The sequence below is a fragment of the Streptosporangium sp. 'caverna' genome, assembly GCF_003203775.1.
Lineage (GTDB): Bacteria > Actinomycetota > Actinomycetes > Streptosporangiales > Streptosporangiaceae > Streptosporangium > Streptosporangium subroseum.
This window is the reverse complement of sequence record NZ_CP029711.1, coordinates 7,490,908-7,509,425: the sequence shown is the minus strand read 5'-3', so window position 1 is coordinate 7,509,425 and position 18,518 is coordinate 7,490,908. Positions and strand designations below refer to the sequence as shown.

The 18,518-nt window shown below is 69.6% G+C and carries 17 protein-coding genes; 9 read left to right on the top strand and 8 right to left on the bottom strand.

Translation table 11 applies throughout. The annotated features are described in order from the left end of the window. The first annotated feature begins 9 nt into the window (after positions 1-9). The 3 genes from hemG to DKM19_RS32765 all read left to right on the top strand — a co-directional run bounded on the left by hemG (position 10) and on the right by DKM19_RS32765 (position 3,176). A complete protein-coding gene (gene hemG / locus DKM19_RS32775; protein ID WP_110701066.1) occupies positions 10-1,452 on the top strand; it encodes a protoporphyrinogen oxidase in 1,443 nt (480 codons plus the stop codon). Continuing rightward, positions 1,449-2,156: a hydrogen peroxide-dependent heme synthase gene (gene hemQ / locus DKM19_RS32770; RefSeq protein ID WP_338055665.1), complete on the top strand. Its 708-nt coding sequence runs from the start codon at positions 1,449-1,451 to the stop codon at positions 2,154-2,156. The genes hemG and hemQ overlap by 4 nt, the downstream gene beginning before the upstream one ends. A gap of 456 nt (positions 2,157-2,612) precedes the next feature. Next, positions 2,613-3,176 carry a hypothetical protein gene (locus tag DKM19_RS32765; protein WP_162641946.1) on the top strand — a complete coding sequence of 188 codons (564 nt, stop codon included), beginning with the start codon at positions 2,613-2,615 and terminating at the stop codon, positions 3,174-3,176. Between the two features lie 526 nt (positions 3,177-3,702). Here the strand turns inward: DKM19_RS32765 and msrB are convergent. Continuing rightward, a complete protein-coding gene (gene msrB / locus DKM19_RS32760) occupies positions 3,703-4,104 on the bottom strand; it encodes a peptide-methionine (R)-S-oxide reductase MsrB (protein ID WP_089206381.1) in 402 nt (133 codons plus the stop codon). 333 nt (positions 4,105-4,437) lie between these two features. On the opposite strand from msrB, the gene ligD reads away from it, so the two are divergent. Together ligD and DKM19_RS32750 are read left to right on the top strand one after the other, a co-directional pair. Continuing rightward, positions 4,438-5,442 (top strand): non-homologous end-joining DNA ligase, encoded by a 1,005-nt coding sequence (ligD, locus tag DKM19_RS32755; protein ID WP_110701062.1) that lies wholly within the window; start codon positions 4,438-4,440, stop codon positions 5,440-5,442. Between the two features lie 229 nt (positions 5,443-5,671). Then, entirely contained in the window at positions 5,672-6,205 is a 534-nt protein-coding gene (locus DKM19_RS32750) for an NUDIX domain-containing protein (protein ID WP_204358350.1), read from the top strand. On the opposite strand, the gene DKM19_RS32745 is transcribed toward DKM19_RS32750, so the two are convergent. The 3 genes from DKM19_RS32745 to DKM19_RS32735 form a co-directional block, all read right to left on the bottom strand. Further along, complete coding sequence (locus DKM19_RS32745) at positions 6,183-6,548, bottom strand: hypothetical protein (RefSeq protein ID WP_110701061.1); 366 nt, start codon at positions 6,546-6,548, stop codon at positions 6,183-6,185. The two genes, DKM19_RS32750 and DKM19_RS32745, sit on opposite strands and share 23 nt — an antisense overlap. 55 nt (positions 6,549-6,603) lie before the next feature. After that, positions 6,604-7,641: an ATP-dependent DNA ligase gene (locus tag DKM19_RS32740; protein ID WP_110701059.1), complete on the bottom strand. Its 1,038-nt coding sequence runs from the start codon at positions 7,639-7,641 to the stop codon at positions 6,604-6,606. Positions 7,642-7,802: 161 nt separating this feature from the next. Further along, positions 7,803-8,522, bottom strand: a complete 720-nt coding sequence (locus DKM19_RS32735; RefSeq protein ID WP_110701057.1) for a pyrimidine reductase family protein — start codon at positions 8,520-8,522, stop codon at positions 7,803-7,805. Positions 8,523-8,624: 102 nt separating this feature from the next. Between DKM19_RS32735 and DKM19_RS32730 the strand changes: the two genes are divergently transcribed. Then, positions 8,625-9,053, top strand: coding sequence for a hypothetical protein (locus tag DKM19_RS32730; protein ID WP_239513704.1), 429 nt, complete (start codon positions 8,625-8,627; stop codon positions 9,051-9,053). On the opposite strand, the gene glgX is transcribed toward DKM19_RS32730, so the two are convergent. The 4 genes from glgX to DKM19_RS32710 all read right to left on the bottom strand — a co-directional run bounded on the left by glgX (position 9,025) and on the right by DKM19_RS32710 (position 15,686). Beyond that, a complete protein-coding gene (gene glgX, locus DKM19_RS32725) occupies positions 9,025-11,196 on the bottom strand; it encodes a glycogen debranching protein GlgX (protein WP_110701053.1) in 2,172 nt (723 codons plus the stop codon). The genes DKM19_RS32730 and glgX overlap by 29 nt on opposite strands. A 492-nt stretch (positions 11,197-11,688) precedes the next feature. Beyond that, on the bottom strand, positions 11,689-12,117 hold the full coding sequence (locus DKM19_RS32720; RefSeq protein ID WP_089206388.1) for an OsmC family protein: 429 nt from the start codon (positions 12,115-12,117) through the stop codon (positions 11,689-11,691). Between the two features lie 129 nt (positions 12,118-12,246). Next, positions 12,247-13,899, bottom strand: coding sequence for an isovaleryl-CoA dehydrogenase (locus tag DKM19_RS32715; protein ID WP_110701051.1), 1,653 nt, complete (start codon positions 13,897-13,899; stop codon positions 12,247-12,249). Between the two features lie 338 nt (positions 13,900-14,237). Then, positions 14,238-15,686, bottom strand: a complete 1,449-nt coding sequence (locus DKM19_RS32710) for an ankyrin repeat domain-containing protein (protein WP_110701050.1) — start codon at positions 15,684-15,686, stop codon at positions 14,238-14,240. A gap of 209 nt (positions 15,687-15,895) precedes the next feature. On the opposite strand from DKM19_RS32710, the gene DKM19_RS32705 reads away from it, so the two are divergent. The 3 genes from DKM19_RS32705 (at position 15,896) to DKM19_RS32695 (ending at position 18,517) form a co-directional block, all read left to right on the top strand. Then, a complete protein-coding gene (locus DKM19_RS32705; protein WP_204358349.1) occupies positions 15,896-16,726 on the top strand; it encodes a DUF1707 domain-containing protein in 831 nt (276 codons plus the stop codon). 536 nt (positions 16,727-17,262) lie between these two features. Then, on the top strand, positions 17,263-17,760 hold the full coding sequence (locus DKM19_RS32700; RefSeq protein WP_110701048.1) for a SigE family RNA polymerase sigma factor: 498 nt from the start codon (positions 17,263-17,265) through the stop codon (positions 17,758-17,760). A 1-nt stretch (position 17,761) separates the two neighbouring features. Then, positions 17,762-18,517 carry a hypothetical protein gene (locus DKM19_RS32695; protein WP_110701046.1) on the top strand — a complete coding sequence of 252 codons (756 nt, stop codon included), beginning with the start codon at positions 17,762-17,764 and terminating at the stop codon, positions 18,515-18,517. The last annotated feature ends 1 nt before the right edge of the window (position 18,518 follow it).

Here is an 18,518-nt window from a genome sequence, read left to right as displayed (position 1 = left end):
GTCGGAGCCATGGAAGGCAACCGGTGGCATGTGGTGGTCGTCGGCGGCGGGATCGCCGGGCTGGCCGCGGCCTGGTACTTGCGGCAGGGCGGCGAACGCGTCCGGGTGACCGTCGTCGACGGCGCCGAGCGGATCGGTGGCAAGCTCCACGCCACCGAGGTCGCGGGGGTCTCGATGGACGCCGGCGCCGAGGCGATGCTCGCCCGGCGGCCCGAGGGCAAGGACCTGGTCCGGATGGTCGGCCTGGACGAGGAGCTGCGACTCCCCGGCACCACCCAGGCGGGCATCCTGACGCGGGGCACGATGCGGTCGATGCCCAAGGGACACGTCATGGGTGTGCCGTCGGACGTGACCATGCTGGCCAAATCGGGCATCCTCAGCCTCAGCGGCCTCGCCCGCGTGCCGCTGGACCAGATCCTCCCGGAGACGCGCGTCACCGCCGACGTGTCGGTGGCCGCCTACATCCGCGCCAGGATGGGCGCCGAGGTGGTCGAGCGACTGATCGAGCCGCTGCTCGGCGGTGTCTACGCCGGCACGGCCGAGCGGCTGTCGCTGGACGCGACGATGCCGCAGATCGCCATCGCGGCCAGGTCCGAGAGGTCGCTGCTCGACGCGGCACGGGAGATCATCGCCAAGACGCCCAAGAACACCGGACCCGTCTTCACCACCCTGCGAAGAGGGATGGGCAGCCTGCCGGAGGCCGTGGCCGCCGCCTCGGGGGCGGAGATCAGGACCGGGGTCATGGTCAGGGAGATACGGCGGACCGAGGGCGGCTGGCGGCTGGTGGCCGGACCGGTGCCCCAGCCGGAGATCATCGAGGCCGACGCGGTGATCGTCGCCGCTCCGGGCCCCGCGGCGAGCCGCATGCTCGCCGCGGAGGTGCCCCAGGCCTCCGCCGAGCTGGCCAGGATCGAGTACGCCAGCATGGCCATCGTCACCCTCGCCTACCCGCGCGAGGCGTTCCCCGAGCCGCCGACCGGCAGCGGTTACCTGGTCCCGCCCGTCGACGGGCGGGCGATCAAGGCCGCCACCTTCAGCTCGGTCAAGTGGCCGCACCTGGCCGAGACCGACCCCAACCTGATCCTGTTGCGCTGCTCGATCGGCCGGATCGGCGAGGAGGCCGTGCTCCAGCGCGACGACGCCGAGCTGGTCGCCCTGGCGATGGCGGAGATGGTCGAGGTCATGGGCGTGCGCGGGCTGCCCCGCGACTCCCGGGTGACCCGCTGGGGCGGCTCCCTGCCGCAGTACGACGTGGGGCACCTCGACCGGATCGCCCGCATCCGCGCGGCCGTCGCCGCTCAGCCCGGTCTGGCCCTGTGCGGGGCCGCGTACGATGGCCTCGGCATTCCCGCCTGCATCTCCACCGCCCGCACCGCGGCGGCCCGGATTCTGGACCACCTGGATCCGGCGGGAGAATGGCACCGAGAAGCCGATTCGCTGACAAAGGGGTGAGGACGACGGACGGGAACGCGCGGCCCAAGGCACGTGACCTGAACCAGGTGATCCGCTACACGATGTGGTCGGTCTTCAGGCTGAGCGAGCCCTGCCCGGGGCACCGGGAGGGCATGGCCGAAGAGGTCGAGGACCTGATGGCCCAGATGGCCCAGAAGGACGTGGTCACCCGCGGCCTGTACGACGTGGCCGGGTTCCGGGCCGACGCCGACTTCATGTTCTGGTGGCATGCCCCGACGGCCGAGGACCTGCAGGAGACCTACTCCCGTTTCCGCCGCACCGGCCTGGGACGGCTGAGCGAGCCGGTCTGGTCGGCGATGGCGCTGCACCGCCCCGCCGAGTTCAACAAGTCGCACATCCCGGCCTTCCTGGCCGACGAGGAGGCGCGCGCCTACGTGAGCGTCTACCCGTTCGTGCGTTCCCTCGAGTGGTACCTCCTGGACGACGCCGACCGTCGCCGGATGCTCGCCGAGCACGGCAAGATGGCGCGCGACTACCCCGACGTCCGGGCCAACACCGTCGCCTGCTTCTCCCTGAACGACTACGAGTGGATGCTGGCGTTCGAGGCCGACGAGCTGCACCGCATCGTCGACCTGATGCGGACCCTGCGCGGCGCCGAGGCCCGGCGGCACACCCGGGAGGAGACCCCCTTCTACACGGGCGTCAAGAAGCCGACCCGCGAGCTGATCGCCGCCCTGCCGTAACCGGTCGTCGGGCGCCGCGTCTCCAGCCGGACGCGGCCCCGCCCATCCCGGGCCGGCATGTCTCGTCACCGGCCCCCAGCCGGATGCGGATCCGTCCGTCCTTCGGGTTCGGCCGGCACATCTCGTTCACCGGTCTCCGGCCGCTACGGCCCCGTCTTGTCACCGGTCTCCGGCCGGTACGGCCCCGCGCATCCCGTCGCCACGGACCCAAGCGTCCCGTGGGCGGCGGGATCGTTGTTTCCCGAGGTACGGGTGGTGCCCGTGGTGGATATCACCCCGAAATAATCTGGTGGAACGTCCATATCATCCTTTGCTTTTGCGATACTCAGGGAAAATCACCTGTTTATATAGAAGCCAAGGGTGAAAGGGGGCGAAGGTTTGGCACGGTCCACGGGGCGCGCACGCGGACGCCGCAGGAAGAAGTCCCGATCATGGGTTCTTGAGATTTCAGTGGGGGTGGCCGCGCTGACGGTCGGGGGTCTCGCGCTGGGCGGACCGTGGTTGCGCGGAGACTCGTCGGAGCAGGGCGCGGGGGCAGGGGAGGCCAACGCGGCCTCGGCGGCCTCGGCGGCGCCGTCCGCCCCGCCGAAGGCGGTCGGGGGAGGCCCGGTGGCGGCCGGTGAGCTGGAGAAGAAGGACGAGGCCGCGGGGTCCTCCAAGGGCGCCGACAAGAAGCGGCAGGCGAGTGAGGACGAGGCGGCGGGGCCGTCCAAGCACACCGACAAGGAGGCGGTCGCCTACTTCGAGAGCCGGAAGGAGACCAAGCGGGTCAAGGACATCCGGATCGTAGGCGGCTATCTCAGGATTTATACGGATCTACCCGATTCGGCGAGCAACTCGAAGCAGGCGATCAAACTCTGCGAGGCGGGCCGGGACTATCTCGTCGGAGAGCTTGGCAAGCCCAACCCCGTGGTCTTCGTCCAGGCGGAGTTCGGGGAGAACGGCAATCCCGTCCTGGCCAACATCCTCGGCCCGGACGACTCCGACTGTCGTGTCACCCATCCCGAGCCGGGGAAGTAGCGGGCGCCCCGTACGACGGGAGCGGGCGTTCCTTACGGGGTGCGGGGAGAGCGGGCCTTCCGTACGGGATGCGGGGGGAGCGTGCGTTCGGTACGGGAAGAGCGGGCGCCCCGAACCGGGGGAGTGGGCGCCCCGACCGGGAGGCGGGCGCCGCGCGCAAGAAGAGCGGGCGTTCCGAAGCGGAGAGACGGCGAGCGCCGTGGGACTCGCGGTCTGGGGACAGCGATCATCGTGGCCGGTCAGGTCACCCGGACCCGGGTCTTGCCGCAGATCACGCAGCGTTGGGTGATCACCCGGCCGATGGTCTCGATGATCTCCCATCTGTGGCGGAAATGCACGGGGGCTCCTTGAGGGGCTCCTGAGGAAAAATACGCTACGGAGATGACCGCATACCATGCGTAATTTTGCTGTGCCCTTCCCGGCCCCTTGCTAACCTCAACCGATCACGCGGCGCCCCATCGGCCGGATGGAACCGGCTCGTGGCCGACGGGGCTCGCGTGCGGTTGTCAGGGCTGTGAGACCCGGTTTACTTGGTGGGCTCCAGCCTCAGCGAGACGGAGTTGATGCAGTAGCGGTCGTCGGTGGGCGTGGCGTAGCCCTCGCCGTGGAAGACGTGGCCGAGATGAGAGTCGCAGGCCGCACACCGGACCTCGACGCGGGTCATGCCGAGCGCGCGGTCCTCGATCAGCGTCACCGCCTTGGACTCCGAAGGTTCGTAGAAGCTCGGCCAGCCGCAGTGGCTGTCGAACTTGGTGTCAGACCGGAACAGCTCGGCGCCGCAGGCCCTGCAGCTGTAGACGCCCTCGGTCTTGGTGTCGACGTACTCCCCGGTGAAGGGGCGCTCGGTACCTGCCTGCCGGAGGACGTGAAACTCCTCGGGAGAGAGTTCGACGCGCCATTCGGCGTCGCTCTTGACCACCTTGTCCATTTCTCAAGCCTATGCGGTCGTCGGAGCGTTCCGGCGGCGGGGGCGCGGGTCTGGACGCCCGGAAAAATCTTGAAGGCCGAAGCATCCATTCATGACCGATTTGGCGTCTTTATAGATGTGGAGGGTGATTCGCCTTCCATTTGAGGGGTGAGATCATCTGTCCGGCCGTCCCACGAGTTGTGGAACGGTCAGAATGCCGCCGGCCAGGTGGCGCGCCAGCGCCTGGAACCGGAGTGCGAGGCAGATGGTCGGACGGTCCGTCCCGTTGAGTGCCCGGTCCCGCCGCCGTGGCGGCTCCGGGACGGACCTGCCCCGGCAAGATACGGTTTGTGTATGGCGTCGCCGTACATCGAGTTCGCGGTAGGGGACAGGGTCGTCAAGGTAACGAACCCTGACAAGGTCTACTTTCCGGAAATCGGAGGGACCAAGCGAGAACTGGTCGAGTATTACCTCAGCGTGGGTGAAGGCGCCCTGCGTGCCCTGTACGACCGGCCCACCCATCTCAAGCGCCATCCGGACGGGGTGGAGGGCGATGCGATCTACCAGAAGCGCGCGCCCGTCAAGCGTCCCGACTGGGTGGAGACGGTTGAGATCCGTTTTCCCAGCGGGCGCACCGCCGAGGCGATCCGGGTGACCGAGGTCGCCACCATCGCCTACTGCGCGAACCTGGCGACCATCGACTTCCACCCCTGGCAGGTCCGCGCCTCCGACGTGGACCATCCCGACGAGCTGCGCATCGACATCGACCCGCAGCCCGGCACCGGCTTCGACGAGGCGCGCAGGGTGGCCTTCGCGACCCACGAGGTTCTCAGCGAGCTCGGGATCACCGGTTTCGTCAAGACCTCGGGCGGCCGGGGGATCCACATCAACGTGCGGATCGAGCCGCGCTGGGATTTCACCGAGGTGCGCTACGCCGGGATCGCCCTCGCCCGCGAGGTGGAGAGCCGGGTGCCCGACCTGGCCACCACCGCGTGGTGGAAGGAGGAGCGCGGGGAGCGGGTCTTCATCGACTACAACCAGAACGCCCGCGACCGGACCGTGGCCAGCGCCTACTCGGTGCGGGCCAAGCCGCACGCCCCGGTCTCCACGCCGCTGACCTGGAACGAGCTCGCGGACGCCGACCCGCGCGACTTCGACATCCGCACGGTCCCCGCCAGGTTCGCGAAGCTGGGAGACGTGCACGCCGCGATCGACGACCAGGCCTTCTCGATCGAGCTCCTCCTGGAGCGGTTCGAGCGCGACGGCCGGCAGGACATGCCCTATCCGCCGAACTACCCGAAGATGCCCGGCGAGCCGAAGCGGGTCCAGCCCAGCAAGGCCCGGCACGACCCGGAGTGAGCGATCGACCTCGCCCCGGTCACGTCGCCGGACGCCCGGGGCGGGTGAGGCGCCGGCATCGGAGGAGAGCCACGGCCGACCCCGCGCCTTGGGCGGCACCTCGAGGTGTTCTACGATGCCGTCGGGCCGGATCCCGGCCTTGACCACCGTCACGGCACATCGGCCCGGTGACCGTCCCGAGCCGGCGAGCGCGTGCACGCACCCCTGATCGACCGAGGACGGGCTTATCGTGAGCGACAGTGCCGATTCGGCTTCGGTGGACACCCGTGCCGTGGGCCGTTCCCACATCGGGGTCAGCTGCAGTTTCGTGTGTCATGACGGCGACCGCCGGATCCTGCTCCACCAGCGCGGGCCGAAGTCGAGGGACAGTCGCGAGATGTGGGATTCGGGCGCGGGCGAGCTCGCGTTCGGAGAGGACTTCGAGGAGTGCGTCCGGCGCGAGGTCGAGGAGGAGTTCGGAGCGACCGTTCTGGACCTCGTCCAGCTGGGCGTCGCCAACATACGGCGGACCAAGGCGGGCCTGCGGACACACTGGGTGTCGGTCCAGTTCGCGGTGCGGGTCGACCCGGACCGGGTGAAGCCGTCCGAGCCGGATCACATCCGCAACCTCACCTGGTTCGGTGAGGGTGAGCTTCCGGCCGACCTTCATCCCGCGCTGCCGGATCTGCTCGCCCGCGCGGCGCCGCACCTCGGCTGGGCCGGGACGGGCAACGGGGCGAAAGGGCAGGCGGACGACCCCGCTAGTGGCGCCGCCCGAGGGTGAAGGACGCGTTCACCCCGAGGATGCCGACCCAGAGAAGCACGAGCACGAACCCGAGGAACGGGCCGCTCAGGTCGCTGAAGGAGATCGCTATCGTCCCGGGCACGCCGAGCGTGAGGGAGATGATCGCCAGCGCCAGCCGCTGGCCGGCGTCCACGGAGGGGCGGATCGCCGGGCTCTCCTTGCGGACGCGGGCGGCGACCCGGTCGTCCACCCGCCTGTCGATCTCCTGGTCCATCTTCTCCAGGAAGCCCTCGACGAGGGAGTCTTCGTAGTCGGGTCCGAGGTCTCGGCGGGCTTCGAGCGAGGCGCGTAATTCGTCGCCGGAGGAGGATGATCGTGGCATAGTCGAGATATATCGCTTCTTGGTGTCCCTGTCCATCGTCCGTGCGAACGAGGTCTCAGCGGGCCAGGATGTCGTCCAGGTCATAGGAGACCGGATGTTCGAGCTGCTCGTAGGTGCATGACTCGGGGGTGCGGTCAGGGCGCAGGCGGCGAAACTGGGCGGTGTGCCGGAACCGGTGCCCCTCCATGTGGTCGTAGGCGACCTCGATCACCAGCTCGGGCCTCATGGGCACGAACGACAGGTCCTTGGACGCGCTCCACTTGGAGAGCGCGCCGGGCAGGGACTCGGCGCTCCAGGGGTGGGCGTCGTGGCTCACGTAGGGAGCGAGCTCCTCGACCATCTCGGACCGGCGCTTCATCGAGAACGCCGCCGCGACGCCGACGTGCCGGAGCTCGCCCTGCGTGTCGTAGAGCCCCAGCAGCAGGGACCCGACCACCGGGCCCGACTTGTGCAGCCGATACCCCGCCACCACGACGTCGGCACTCCGTTCGTGCTTGACCTTGAGCATCACCCTCTTGTCCGGCTGGTACGGCAGACCACCCGGCTTGGCCACGATGCCGTCCAGCCCCGCGCCCTCGAACGTCTCGAACCACCCGGCCGCCTGTTCCTCGGACGTCGTGACCGGCGTCAGCCGTACGGCGCCACCCGCCCCGCCGAAGATCGACTCCAGCCGGTCGCGACGCGCCGAGAACGGGGCGTCCATCAGGGACTCCTCGCCCAGGGCCAGCAGGTCGAAGGCGACGAACGACGCCGGGGTCTGCTCGGCCAGCAGCCTCACCCGCGAGGCGGCCGGGTGGATGCGCTGCTGCAGGGTCTCGAAGTCGAGCACCTGGCCGCCGCGGATGACGATCTCCCCGTCCACCACCACCCGGTCGGGCAACTCCGCTCTCACCGCCTCGACCAGCTCGGGGAAATAGCGGGTGAAAGGCCGCTCGTTGCGGCTGCCGAGATAGACCTCGTCCCCGTCGCGGAACACGATGCAGCGGAAACCGTCCCACTTGGGCTCGTAGAGGAGGGTGCCGTCCTGCGGGGGCAGGATCTTGACGGGCTTGGCCAGCATCGGCGCCACCGGCGGGGCTATCGGCAGGTTCATTCCCTCATCCTGCCCGGAGGCCGCCCCCGATGGGGCGCTCCGTCACCGTGCCGTGATCCGGCGTCGGCGAGATCGCCGGACCGATCCGCGCCTTCCCCGGCCGCGCCCCGCCCCGGGCGACCCGTCGTGCGACTCGGGCCCGCGATGATCGGAGTACGGGCTCAGGACTCCCGGGTGTATCTGGTGAAGAGGAATCCCTCGTCCTCCAGGACGTGGACCAGGCGGAGCTGGGTGAGCGCGGCCGGGCCGTTGAGGATCCGGGAGGCGTCTCCGCCGATCAGGATCGGGCTCACCGTGAGGCAGAGGTCGCCGATCAGATCCGCCGCGGCGAGCTGACCGTTGATCTTCGAGCCGCCCTCGCACAGCACCCGGCTCAGACCGCGGTCGCCGAGCTCCTTCACGGCCAGCGCCATATCCACCCGCTCACCCCCGGCCACGATCACCTCGGCGTACCCGGCGGCCTCCCGGCGTCGCTCCGGGGGCGCCGCGCCGCAGGTGATGATGATCGTCCGGGCGTACGGCTCCGCCTCGGTGAACAGGGGGCTGGTCAGATCCAGGTCGAGCCGCCGGGTGATCACGGCCACGGGGGGGACGGCCGTCCGCCCCTCCCGCAGGGGGTGCCACGACTTTCTCGGCCGGGCCGGACCGTACCCCTCGGTCCGCACGGTCGCCGCGCCGGCCACGATGACGTCGGCCAGCCCGCGCAGCACCCCGAAGATCTGCCGGTCGCCTCCGCCGGACAGGCCGCCGGACAGGCCCTTCAGCCAGGTCCCGCCATCGGCGCTGGCCACCATGTTGACCCTGACGCACGGACGGTCAGGGTAGGCGTAGACCTGTGACAGGTCGACGTCGTCTGAGCTCGCGGGATGGATGAGGCGCATCTCCCCACTTTGACACAGCAGTGATCTGTACGTGTTTCTCTGCGTGATCGATAACGGATTCGACGCTTCTAGTGACTTCTGTTGACTCTCGTTACATGATTCGTGACTGGAGACCTGGAGGGTTGCGTGGGGCTGGTCGCGATCGTGACGTGGTTGATCACTGCGATGGTGGGGATTTACCTGCTCTACCTGTGGATCTCCGGGGGAGGACTGCGCCAGCAGGCGACGAAGGTCACCCGGTTCCCCACCCTGCTGATCTTCGCCCATCCGGTCCTGGCGGTTTCCGCGCTGCTCTGCTGGGTCGCCTACGTGCTCACCTCGGAGCGCGTTCTCGCGTGGCTGTCGTTCGGGGTGCTCGCGACGTCCGCGCTACTGGGTTTCACCATGTTCACCCGCTGGCTGGGCGGCGGCCGTCACGCCCGCGGCGCCGAGCAGCGCTTCCCCATGATCGCTGTCCTGCTGCACGGCGCGGCCGGGCTCACGACGTTCGTCCTGGTGCTGCTCACCGCCGCGGTCGCGTCCGGAGCCTAGGCGCGGAGTCCGGTGAGGCTCCATGGATCCTGGGGCAGTGAAGGATCTGTATGGAGTGCGAGGCCACCTCGACCGCGGCTTCCGGCACCCAGAACGCGTTGGGAACCGGCCGATCCTTCAGCGTCTCGTCCGCGGTGTCCAGCACCATCTGCCACTTCTTGCCGTATTTCGCCCCGGGAAGGGTGAAGGTCATGCCCTCGTGATGGGCGTTGATCAGAAGCAGGAACGAGTCGTCCACGATCTGCTCACCGCGCGGGCCCGGTTCGGTGATGGCGTTGCCGTTCAGGAAGACGACCAGTGACTTGGCGTAACCGGTGTGCCAGTCCGAGGCGGACATCTCCTCTCCGGCGGGGGTGAGCCAGACGATGTCGCGCGTGCCGTCCTCGGCCTTGCGGCCGTGAAAGAACCGGCGCCGCTGGAAGACCGGGTGCCTGCGCCGCAGCTTGGACAGGACCCTGACGAAGTCCAGGAGGTCTTCCTCGGTCTTGGCCAGCGACCAGTCGATCCAGGAGATCTCGTTGTCCTGGCAGTAGGCGTTGTTGTTGCCCGCCTGGGTCCGGCCGAACTCGTCGCCCGCCAGCATCATCGGCACACCCTGGGAGATGAACAGGGTGGTCAGGAAGTTGCGGCGCTGGCGCCGGCGCAGGCGCACGATCTCCGGGTCCTCCACCGGCCCCTCGGCCCCGCAGTTCCACGACCGGTTGTCGTCGGTGCCGTCGCGGTTGTTCTCCCCGTTGGCCTCGTTGTGCTTGCGGTTGTAGGAGACCAGGTCGGTCAGCGTGAACCCGTCGTGGCAGGTGACGAAGTTGATGGAGGCCACGGGGCGGCGGCCGGAGAGAGCGTAGAGGTCCGCGGATCCGGTCAGCCGGGAGGCGAACTCGGGCAGCGCGGACCCGTTCCCGCGCCAGAAGTCGCGCACGCTGTCGCGGTACTTCCCGTTCCACTCCGTCCAGAGCGGCGGGAAGTTGCCGACCTGGTAGCCGCCGGGGCCCACGTCCCACGGCTCGGCGATCAGCTTCACCTGGGAGATCACCGGGTCCTGCTGGATCAGGTCGAAGAACGCGCTCAGCCGGTCGACGTCGTGCAGCTCGCGGGCGAGGGCGGCGGCCAGGTCGAACCGGAACCCGTCGACGTGCATCTCCAGGACCCAGTAGCGCAGCGAGTCCATGATGAGCTGCAGCGCGTGCGGCGAACGGACGTTGAGGGAGTTTCCGCACCCGGTGTAGTCGAGGTAGTAGCGCCGGTCTCCGTCGTGCAGCCGGTAGTAGGCCGCGTTGTCGATGCCGCGGAAGGCCAGGGTGGGTCCCATGTGGTCGCCCTCGGCCGTGTGGTTGTAGACCACGTCGAGGATGACCTCGATTCCGGCCTCGTGCAGCGCCCGCACCATCGCCTTGAACTCCAGCACCTGCTCGCCGCGCTGCCCCGAACTGGAGTAGGCGGCATGCGGGGCCAGGTAGGCGATGGTGTTGTAGCCCCAGTAGTTCGTCAGCCCCCGGGCGACCATCGCGTGCTCGGGCACGAACTGGTGCACCGGCATCAGCTCGACCGCGGTGACGCCCAGGCTCAGCAGGTGATCGATGACCGCCGGATGGCTCAGCCCCGCGTAGGTGCCGCGCTGCTCCTCGGGCACGGCGGGGTGACGCATGGTGAGCCCGCGCACGTGCGCCTCATAGATCACGGTCTGGTGGTACGGCGTGCGGGGCAGCCGGTCGTTGCCCCACTCGAAGAACGGGTTGACCACCACGTTCTTCGGCATGAAGGGGGCGGTGTCGTCGTTGTTGCGGCTGCTCGGATCGGTGAACTGGTAGGAGAAGAGCGCCTCGTTCCACTCCAGATCACCCTCGATGGCCTTGGCGTAGGGGTCGAGAAGCAGCTTGGAGGGGTTGCACCTGTGCCCCTGGGAGGGGTCGTAGGGGCCGTGGAAGCGGTAGCCGTACCGCTGCCCGGGAATGACCCCGGGGAAGAAACCGTGCCAGACGAATCCATCCACCTCGGGCATGTCAATGCGTTCTTCGCGGCCGTCATCTCCGAAAAGGCACAGCTCGACCCGCTCGGCCACCTCGGAGAACACCGAGAAGTTGGTGCCCACGCCATCCCAGGTGCCACCGAGTGGATACGATTCTCCCGGCCAGACTTCGCGCATGTGGCCCCATTCTCCTCCAGTTAGGCCCTCGTGTGCAGCATGTTGTCGCTCTTGTCACCCTTTGGCGGGAAGATTCGACGGCCAAGGCTGACCTGACCCGCCTTGCCGCTGCGTCGGGGGAGCTCACGAGGTACTACGGGTCTTCGGTCGCCTGCTCTTCTTGTCGGATGCGTGGCCGCCTCGGGCGGCCTCCGGACAGGTCGGCCCGGATGCGCGCACGGTTTCGGCTGTGTCCGCGGGGTGCGGGTCGCCTGAGTGTATGTGCTCGAAGTGGCCGGACGCGAGGCATGGTGGCAGGGCTCTGACCTGGGAACCCCGGTGTGGGAGATCTTGCGGGCGGGGCCTCGGCGTGCGGAGGCGCGTGACTCCCGGTATGAGGATGCGGGGGACGAGGTTTCGAGGTGGGGCCGCCGCGCATGCGAAGCCCTTCCGCCACCCGTCACGCGACCACGCATGCTCGGATGGGGCGTGCGTGGTCGCGGAAGGGGGTGATCAGCTCAGCAGCTCTGCGTTGAGGGTGATCGTCGTGCCGGTGAGAGCCTTGCTCACCGGGCAGTTGGCCTTGGCCGTCTCGGCCGCCTGCTGGAAGTCCTCGGCCGACAGGCCGTCAACCTGGGCGCGGACCGACAGGACGATCCCGGTGATGCCCTCACCCGGCTGGAAGGTCACATCGGCCTTGGTCTCCACCGACTGCGGCGGGGTGCCCGCCTGAGCCAGCCCGTGGGACAGAGCCATCGAGAAGCACGAGGAGTGCGCGGCCGCGATGAGCTCCTCCGGGGAGGTCTTGCCGTTGGCCTGCTCGGCCCGCGAGGCCCAGGACACGTCGAACGTGCCCACTCCGGAGGTGTCCAGAGAGACGGTGCCCGACCCGTCGAGCAGCGCGCCCTTCCACTGAGTTGTCGCGGTGCGTGTCGTCGCCATGGCGATTGTCCTTTCGATCACGAAGCGTTAGCCATCCACGACCTTACTCGTCGAGATCACGGAGCCGCTCCCCGGAGCACCCCTTAGCCGCTCCGGGAAGGTGATGATCGTCACAGGGGTCCGCAGGAGTCACCGAGGTCCCATCGAGGACGCCGGGGCCGGGGCGGTCGCGGCCCGGTCGATGAGGGCCTCCAGGTCCAGACCCGGAGGCAGCGTGCCGAAGGCGCGGCCCGAGTCACCGGACAGGCGGGAGACGCAGAAGGCGTCGGCGACGGCCGGGGGCGCGAACCGTACGAGCAGGGAACCCTGCATGACCAGGGCCATGTCCTCGGCGATGCGCCGGGCCCTGACCTCGATGTCGGCGACGTCGCCGAGGGACTTGCGCAGGCGGTCGGCGGCGTCGTCCAGCCGCCGGTCGGCGCCGGCCGCGAGCGATATCTCCGAGAAGAACGCCTCCTGCGCCTCGGGCTCGCGGCCCAGGGCGCGCAGCACGTCCAGTGCCGCGACGTTCCCCGAGCCCTCCCAGATGCCGTTCAGCGGCGACTCGCGGAACAGCCGGGGCATCTGCGACTCCTCCACGTAACCGTTGCCGCCCAGGCACTCCAGCGCCTCGGCCGCGTGGACGGGGGCGCGCTTGCACACCCAGTACTTGCCGACGGCCAGCGCGGTACGGCGCAGCGCGCTCTCGGCCTGGTTCCCGGCGATGGCCCGGTCGGTGGCCCCGGCCAGCCTCGTCATCAGGACGGTCGCCGCCTCCGACTCCAGGGCCAGATCGGCCAGGACGTTACGCATCAGGGGCTGGTCGATCAGCTTCCTGCCGAACGCGCCGCGGTGCCTGGTGTGGTGGACGGCCCGCGTCACGCCGTACCGCATGCCGGCCGCGGAACCGATCACGCAGTCCAGCCGCGTCAGGTTGACCATCTCCAGGATGGTCCGCACCCCCCGGCCCTCCTCGCCCACCAGCCAGGCGGTCGCACCGTGATACTCCACCTCGGCACTGGCGTTGGACCTGTTGCCCAGCTTGTCCTTCAGCCGCATCAGATGCATGGCGTTGCGGCTGCCGTCGGGCAGGACCCGGGGGAGCAGGAAGCACGACAGCCCGCCGGGGGCCTGGGCGAGGACCAGGAACACGTCGCACATCGGGGCGGAGTTGAACCACTTGTGCCCCGTCAAGGCATAGCTGCCGTCGCTCAGCGGCTCGGCGCGGGTGGTGCCGGCGCGGACGTCGGAGCCGCCCTGCTTCTCGGTCATCGCCATCCCGGCGAGCACGCCGCGCTTGCCGAGCGGCGGGCGCAGCCCGAAATCGTAGCTCCGGGAGGCCAGCAGGGGCTCCCAGTCCGCCGCGAGCGCGGGAGTGTGGCGCAGCGCGGCGATCGAGGCGTAGGTCATCGAGATCGGGCAACCGTGTCCCGACTCGACCTGGCTCCAGACGTAGAACTTGGCCGCGCGGGCCATGTGCGAGCCCGGCCTGGCGCTCGACCACGGGGTGGCGTGCATGCCGTTCTCGACCGCGACGGTCATCAGCTCGTGCCAGGCGGGATGGAACTCGACCTCGTCGATCCGCCTGCCGTACCGGTCATGGGTGCGCAGGACGGGCGGATGCTCGTTCGCCAGCCGTCCCCACTCCATGGCCTGCTCCGACCCGGCGAGAATGCCGAGCCGGTGCAGCTCGCCGGTGGCCCAGCCGGCGCCCTCGCGTGTCACGCCGGCCACCAGCGTGGCGTCCGCGAACACGTCATGACCGCTGAACGGGGGAGCCTGGTTGAAGACGTCATGGGTCACGTACGGCCTCCGATGAACTCACCTGAACCCCTTATCGGGTCCTGTCCCTCACTTCAGCATTCTGCTCGCATCCACACACCCGCGTGGAGATCAGATGTCTGACTCGCGAACACGATGTCGACGAGAGGCAGGGCCCCGCCGGAATCCGTTCCGCCCCAAGATCGGTTTCGCCCGGGACCCGCTTCCGTCCCGAAGCCGGTTTCGCCGTGACCCGTCGTGCCTGGAACCCGGTTTCGCCGGAGCCGTCCCGCCCGGGATCCTGTTTCGCTCCGAGGCCCGTGTTCCCGCTCCGGGATCCACCTCGCCGAAGGAGGTGGATCCCGATGAATCCCCGCGGATCAGGGGTTCTTGACCAGGTCGCGGATGTAGTCGTCGTCTTCGTCGCTCTCCGCGAGCACGCGGTCCGCACCCCTCTGGGCGCGCCCGTCGCCCCGGACGGCCAGGCCGCGGGTGGCCTCGGCCACCGTGTTCAGGTCCTCGTCGTCGAGCCGGGCGGCCAGCGCGTCACGGATCTGCTCGGTGTCCTCCTGCAGGCCCGCCAGCCCCATGGTCGCCCAGTCGCGCACTTCCTCGTCGGAGTCCTCGGTCATCGAGATGAGCAGTGCGAGTCCCTCGGCGTGTCCCTGCGGCAGGACGGCGGCCAGCGCGGCGGGATCGGCCTGGGTGCGGACCCAGCCCTCGGCAGAGATGATCTCCAGCACCTCGGGCAGGGACCGCGGGTCGGCGTGGTGACCGAGCGCACCGAGCACCGAGCGCAGCACCCGCTCATCACCCTCGGTGGCCGCCATCCGCCGGAGGATCGGCAGCGTGTCCTCCAGGTAGGGCTTCTCGCCCTCGGCGAACCCGAACTCGGCGAGCACGTCGACGGCGAACTCGCGCTTGCGCGGGTCCTCGCTGACGCTCAGCCGCGCCAGCGCGTCGAAGGTCTCCTGGTCACCGCGCCGGCTCAGCGAGCTCGCCACGGTCCACCAGGTCTCGGCCTCCTCGTCGACGTCCCGGTACGGCAGCGCCCGCTCGACCAGGTCGTCGAACGTCTGCGGCTCGTTCGTCGCGTCCTCCAGCAGGGTCGCGATGGCGGCGTGGCCGCGCTGGCACTGGAGCTCGGCGGTGCGGGTCCCGTCGGGGCCCACGGCCGCGACGGTCACCAGGTCGGTGCCGTCCTTGGCGCGGGTGCGGCCGATGACGAACTGGGAGTCCTCGGGGGCCTGCTCGGTGAGCTGCTCCAGCAGGGCGCTCTCCAGCTGGGTGCCGAGCCAGTCGTTGGCGATGACCAGCGGCGTGTCACCCTCGCCGTCCGAGCGTGCCGGGTCGGCTCCCGCCTCCAGCAGCACGCGCACGGCGCCCAGGGCTCCGCGCCGGGTCGCCAGGGTGAGCGCGGTCTCGCCGCTCTCGTTGGCGTCCTCGGCGTCGGCCCCGGCCTCCAGGAGCACCCGCAGCGCGTCGGCCCGTCCGTTGGAGGCGGCCCAGAGCAGGGCGCTCCACCCGTCGCTCTCCCGCCCGGCCGGATCGGCCCCGGCGGCCAGCAGCGCCTCCACGACCTCGGTGTGATCCCACGCCGCGGCCCCGGACAGGGGCAGCCCCTCGTCCTCGCCGCCGCTGAGCCGGTTGGGGTCGGCCCCGTGGGCGAGCAGGGCGCGCACGATCGGCAGGCGGCCCCGCATCGCGGCCTGGTAGAGCGCCGTCGTCTCGTCCGCGCCGTCCGGGTCGGCGCTCGTGCCGCTCTGGAGCAGGTGCTCGACCCGCTCGGCGTCGTTCCCCGTCACCGCGTCCAGAAGTTCTTGGTACATGTCTCCGGATCATAGGCGTTGTCCGCCGGGCCCAGACGCACACCTCGGAGGCTCGGCACGATCGTCCGGCTCAGCCGTGCGGCGAGCCCGGCCGATCGGCTCGGCCCGAGCCGGAGAGATCTGGGGAACGTACGCCGTCCGGAATGCGGATGACGCCTCCTCCTTTTGAGGGATCCCCTGCGGAGACAAGTCGAGATATGTTGTGTGTCATGAACGACCCTGGTGCAATGCGGGCCTCGGACGCCGAGCGGGAAGCCGCGGTCGAGCGGTTGCGCGTCGCGTCCGTCGAGGGGCGTCTTAGCCTTGGCGAGCTGACCGAGCGCACGGAGGCGGCCTACACCGCCGTCACCCAGGCGGAGCTGGCGGTGGTCACCTCGGACCTGCCCCTGGCCGGCCAGGCCCCGATGCCCGCGCCCGCCTACGCGTCCGCCCCGGCTCCGGCGGAACAGCCGGGCCGGACGCGACGCTGGTTCGTGGCCGTGATGGGCGACTCCAAGCGGCGCGGAAAGTGGCGGATCGACAAGCCGCTCGGCGCGGTGGCCGTGATGGGCGACGTTGTGCTCGACCTGCGCCAGGCCGAGGTCCGGAGCGGGGTGGTGGACATCGTGGCCACCGCGGTCATGGGTGACGTGAAGATCATCGTTCCGGACGGCGTGGACGTCGACCTCGAGGGCATCGCGATCATGGGCGACAAGAAGGTCCAGGTCATCGAGGCGCCCCCGGGTATGAACGTCCCGCTCATCCGGGTCAAGGCGTACGCCATCATGGGCGACGTCAAGGTGATCGGCGACTCGCGCGCCGAGCCCGTCAAGAAGGCCTGGGCCGCCTGGCGGGAGCAGTGGCGGGAGATACGGGGCGAGCTCATGGGCGAGCCGCAGCACCCTCCGTACCCCGGGCTTTACGGACAGCAACCTCCCGCGCAGGCGCCGTACCCGTACGAGCAGTACTCCCAGCAGCCGTCCTACCCGTACCAGCAGCGCTCCCGGCGGGAAGACCGTCGGGAGGACCGTCGGGAGGACCGCCGCCGACGGGATCGCTGACGGCCTGACCCCGTAAGCGGCAGTGCCACCGACGGCTGGGCGCCCCGGCAGACGGCGGTACCACGGACGGCCGGTCGCCGCCGATCCCGCAAGCGGTGCACCCCTGATGGTGGGCGCCGTCTGTTCTCCCGGTAGCTGTCTTTGAGCGGCGGCATCGATATGTCAGGCGCCATAGGCCCCCTGAGCGGCAGCGCTGTCGACGACCCCGCGGCCGTGTCCTTCGGCCTCCTCGCGTGGGCCCCGCCCGTGCCCTCCTCGCTCTCTCGCGGACGCGTCCCTTTCACGCTCGCGCCGTCACGCCCACCTTTCCGCGTCCCTGTTTCATGCCCGGTGGGGTGGCCTCAGCCGATCGCCCGGCCTAAGTTGCGCCGACGGGCATCTCGCTGTCACTCGCCGGGGCCTCCGGATTCGTGGAGACCGGCGTCACGGTGACGCTTTCCGCACCTCCGGTTGAAACGCTTCGGGAATGCGTGCAACGTCTTCAGGGGGCCGGAGCGTAGTGATCGGTGACGGACACCGAACAGTGAGGATCCCGAATGCGAGACCGGGCCGACTTCGAGCGCTACGTGGAGCAGCGCTCGGCCCGTCTGCTGCAGACCGCCTACCTGCTGTGCCGAGACTGGGGTACGGCGGAGGATCTGCTGCAGACGGCTCTGGCCAAGGCGTGGATGGCCTGGCGGCGGGTGGGCGACAATCCCGACCCGTACGTCTACCGCATCCTCGCCAACACCCACGCCTCCTGGTGGCGGCGCAGATGGCGGGGAGAGGTGCCCAGCGAGATCCTGCCCGACGTGGCGGCGCAGGACGAGACGGGCGAGCTCGGGGTGCGTGAGGCCGTACGGCAGGTCCTGACCGGCCTGCCCGACAAGCAGCGAGCCGTGATCGTCCTGCGCTACTTCGCCGACCTGCCGGACCCGCAGATCGCCGAGATCCTCGGCTGCTCGGCGGCGACCGTCCGCAGCCAGGCCAGCCGGGCCCTAGCCAGACTACGCGTCGATCCCGCGGCGATCGCCGCGATCACCACGGGGAGCTGAGATGACGATCACCGAATCCGAGCTGCGCGAGATCCTGACCGGGGAGGGACGCGAGGATCACCACAGGGGCGTGACCGTCGCCGACGTCGACCGGCGCGTCCGCGTGATCAGGCGCCGCCGCCTGCGGGTCGTGGGCGCGGTGGCGGGCCTGGGGATCGTCGCGGGACTGGCGTTCACCGTGCCGCAGGTGAAGAACACGGTGGTGCCGGAGAACATCTGGACCGGCGTGATGGCCCAGCCTGCGAAGACGCCGAGAATTGTCCACGCCCCCTCGGGGGCGCCGAACATCCTGGGTGATCTGGGCAGCAGGACTTACAGGGAAGGTGGGGTCCGCAAGGAGTTCGTCGTCGCAACCGAGGCCGCACCCTTCTCCGTGAGGCTGTGGTGCTCCGGACCGCCGAGGAAGGCCGCGCTCTGGATCGACGGGAAGCTCGTCGAGGCCGGACCCTGCGGTGAGAAGGATGGTCAAATCTACGTGGTCCCGTGGGATGGAACACAGGATAATCGTGTTTCCAAGCACATCGTGGCCGGTGCCGTACTGGAGGCCGAAGCGCGCATACCGGAACAACTCAATGGCACGGCGGATGTCGAGCACCTGCTGGCGGCGAGTGAGCGGTTCGACGTCAAGTGGGAACTCAAGGTCAATCGACTGGGCTACCTGGAGTGCCGCGACGGGGTCTACCAGGTCGATCCCGGCTCCGGGGAGATCGTCCAGCTCCAATGCGACAACGAGCCGAAAACTCCGAGCTTTCCCTGAC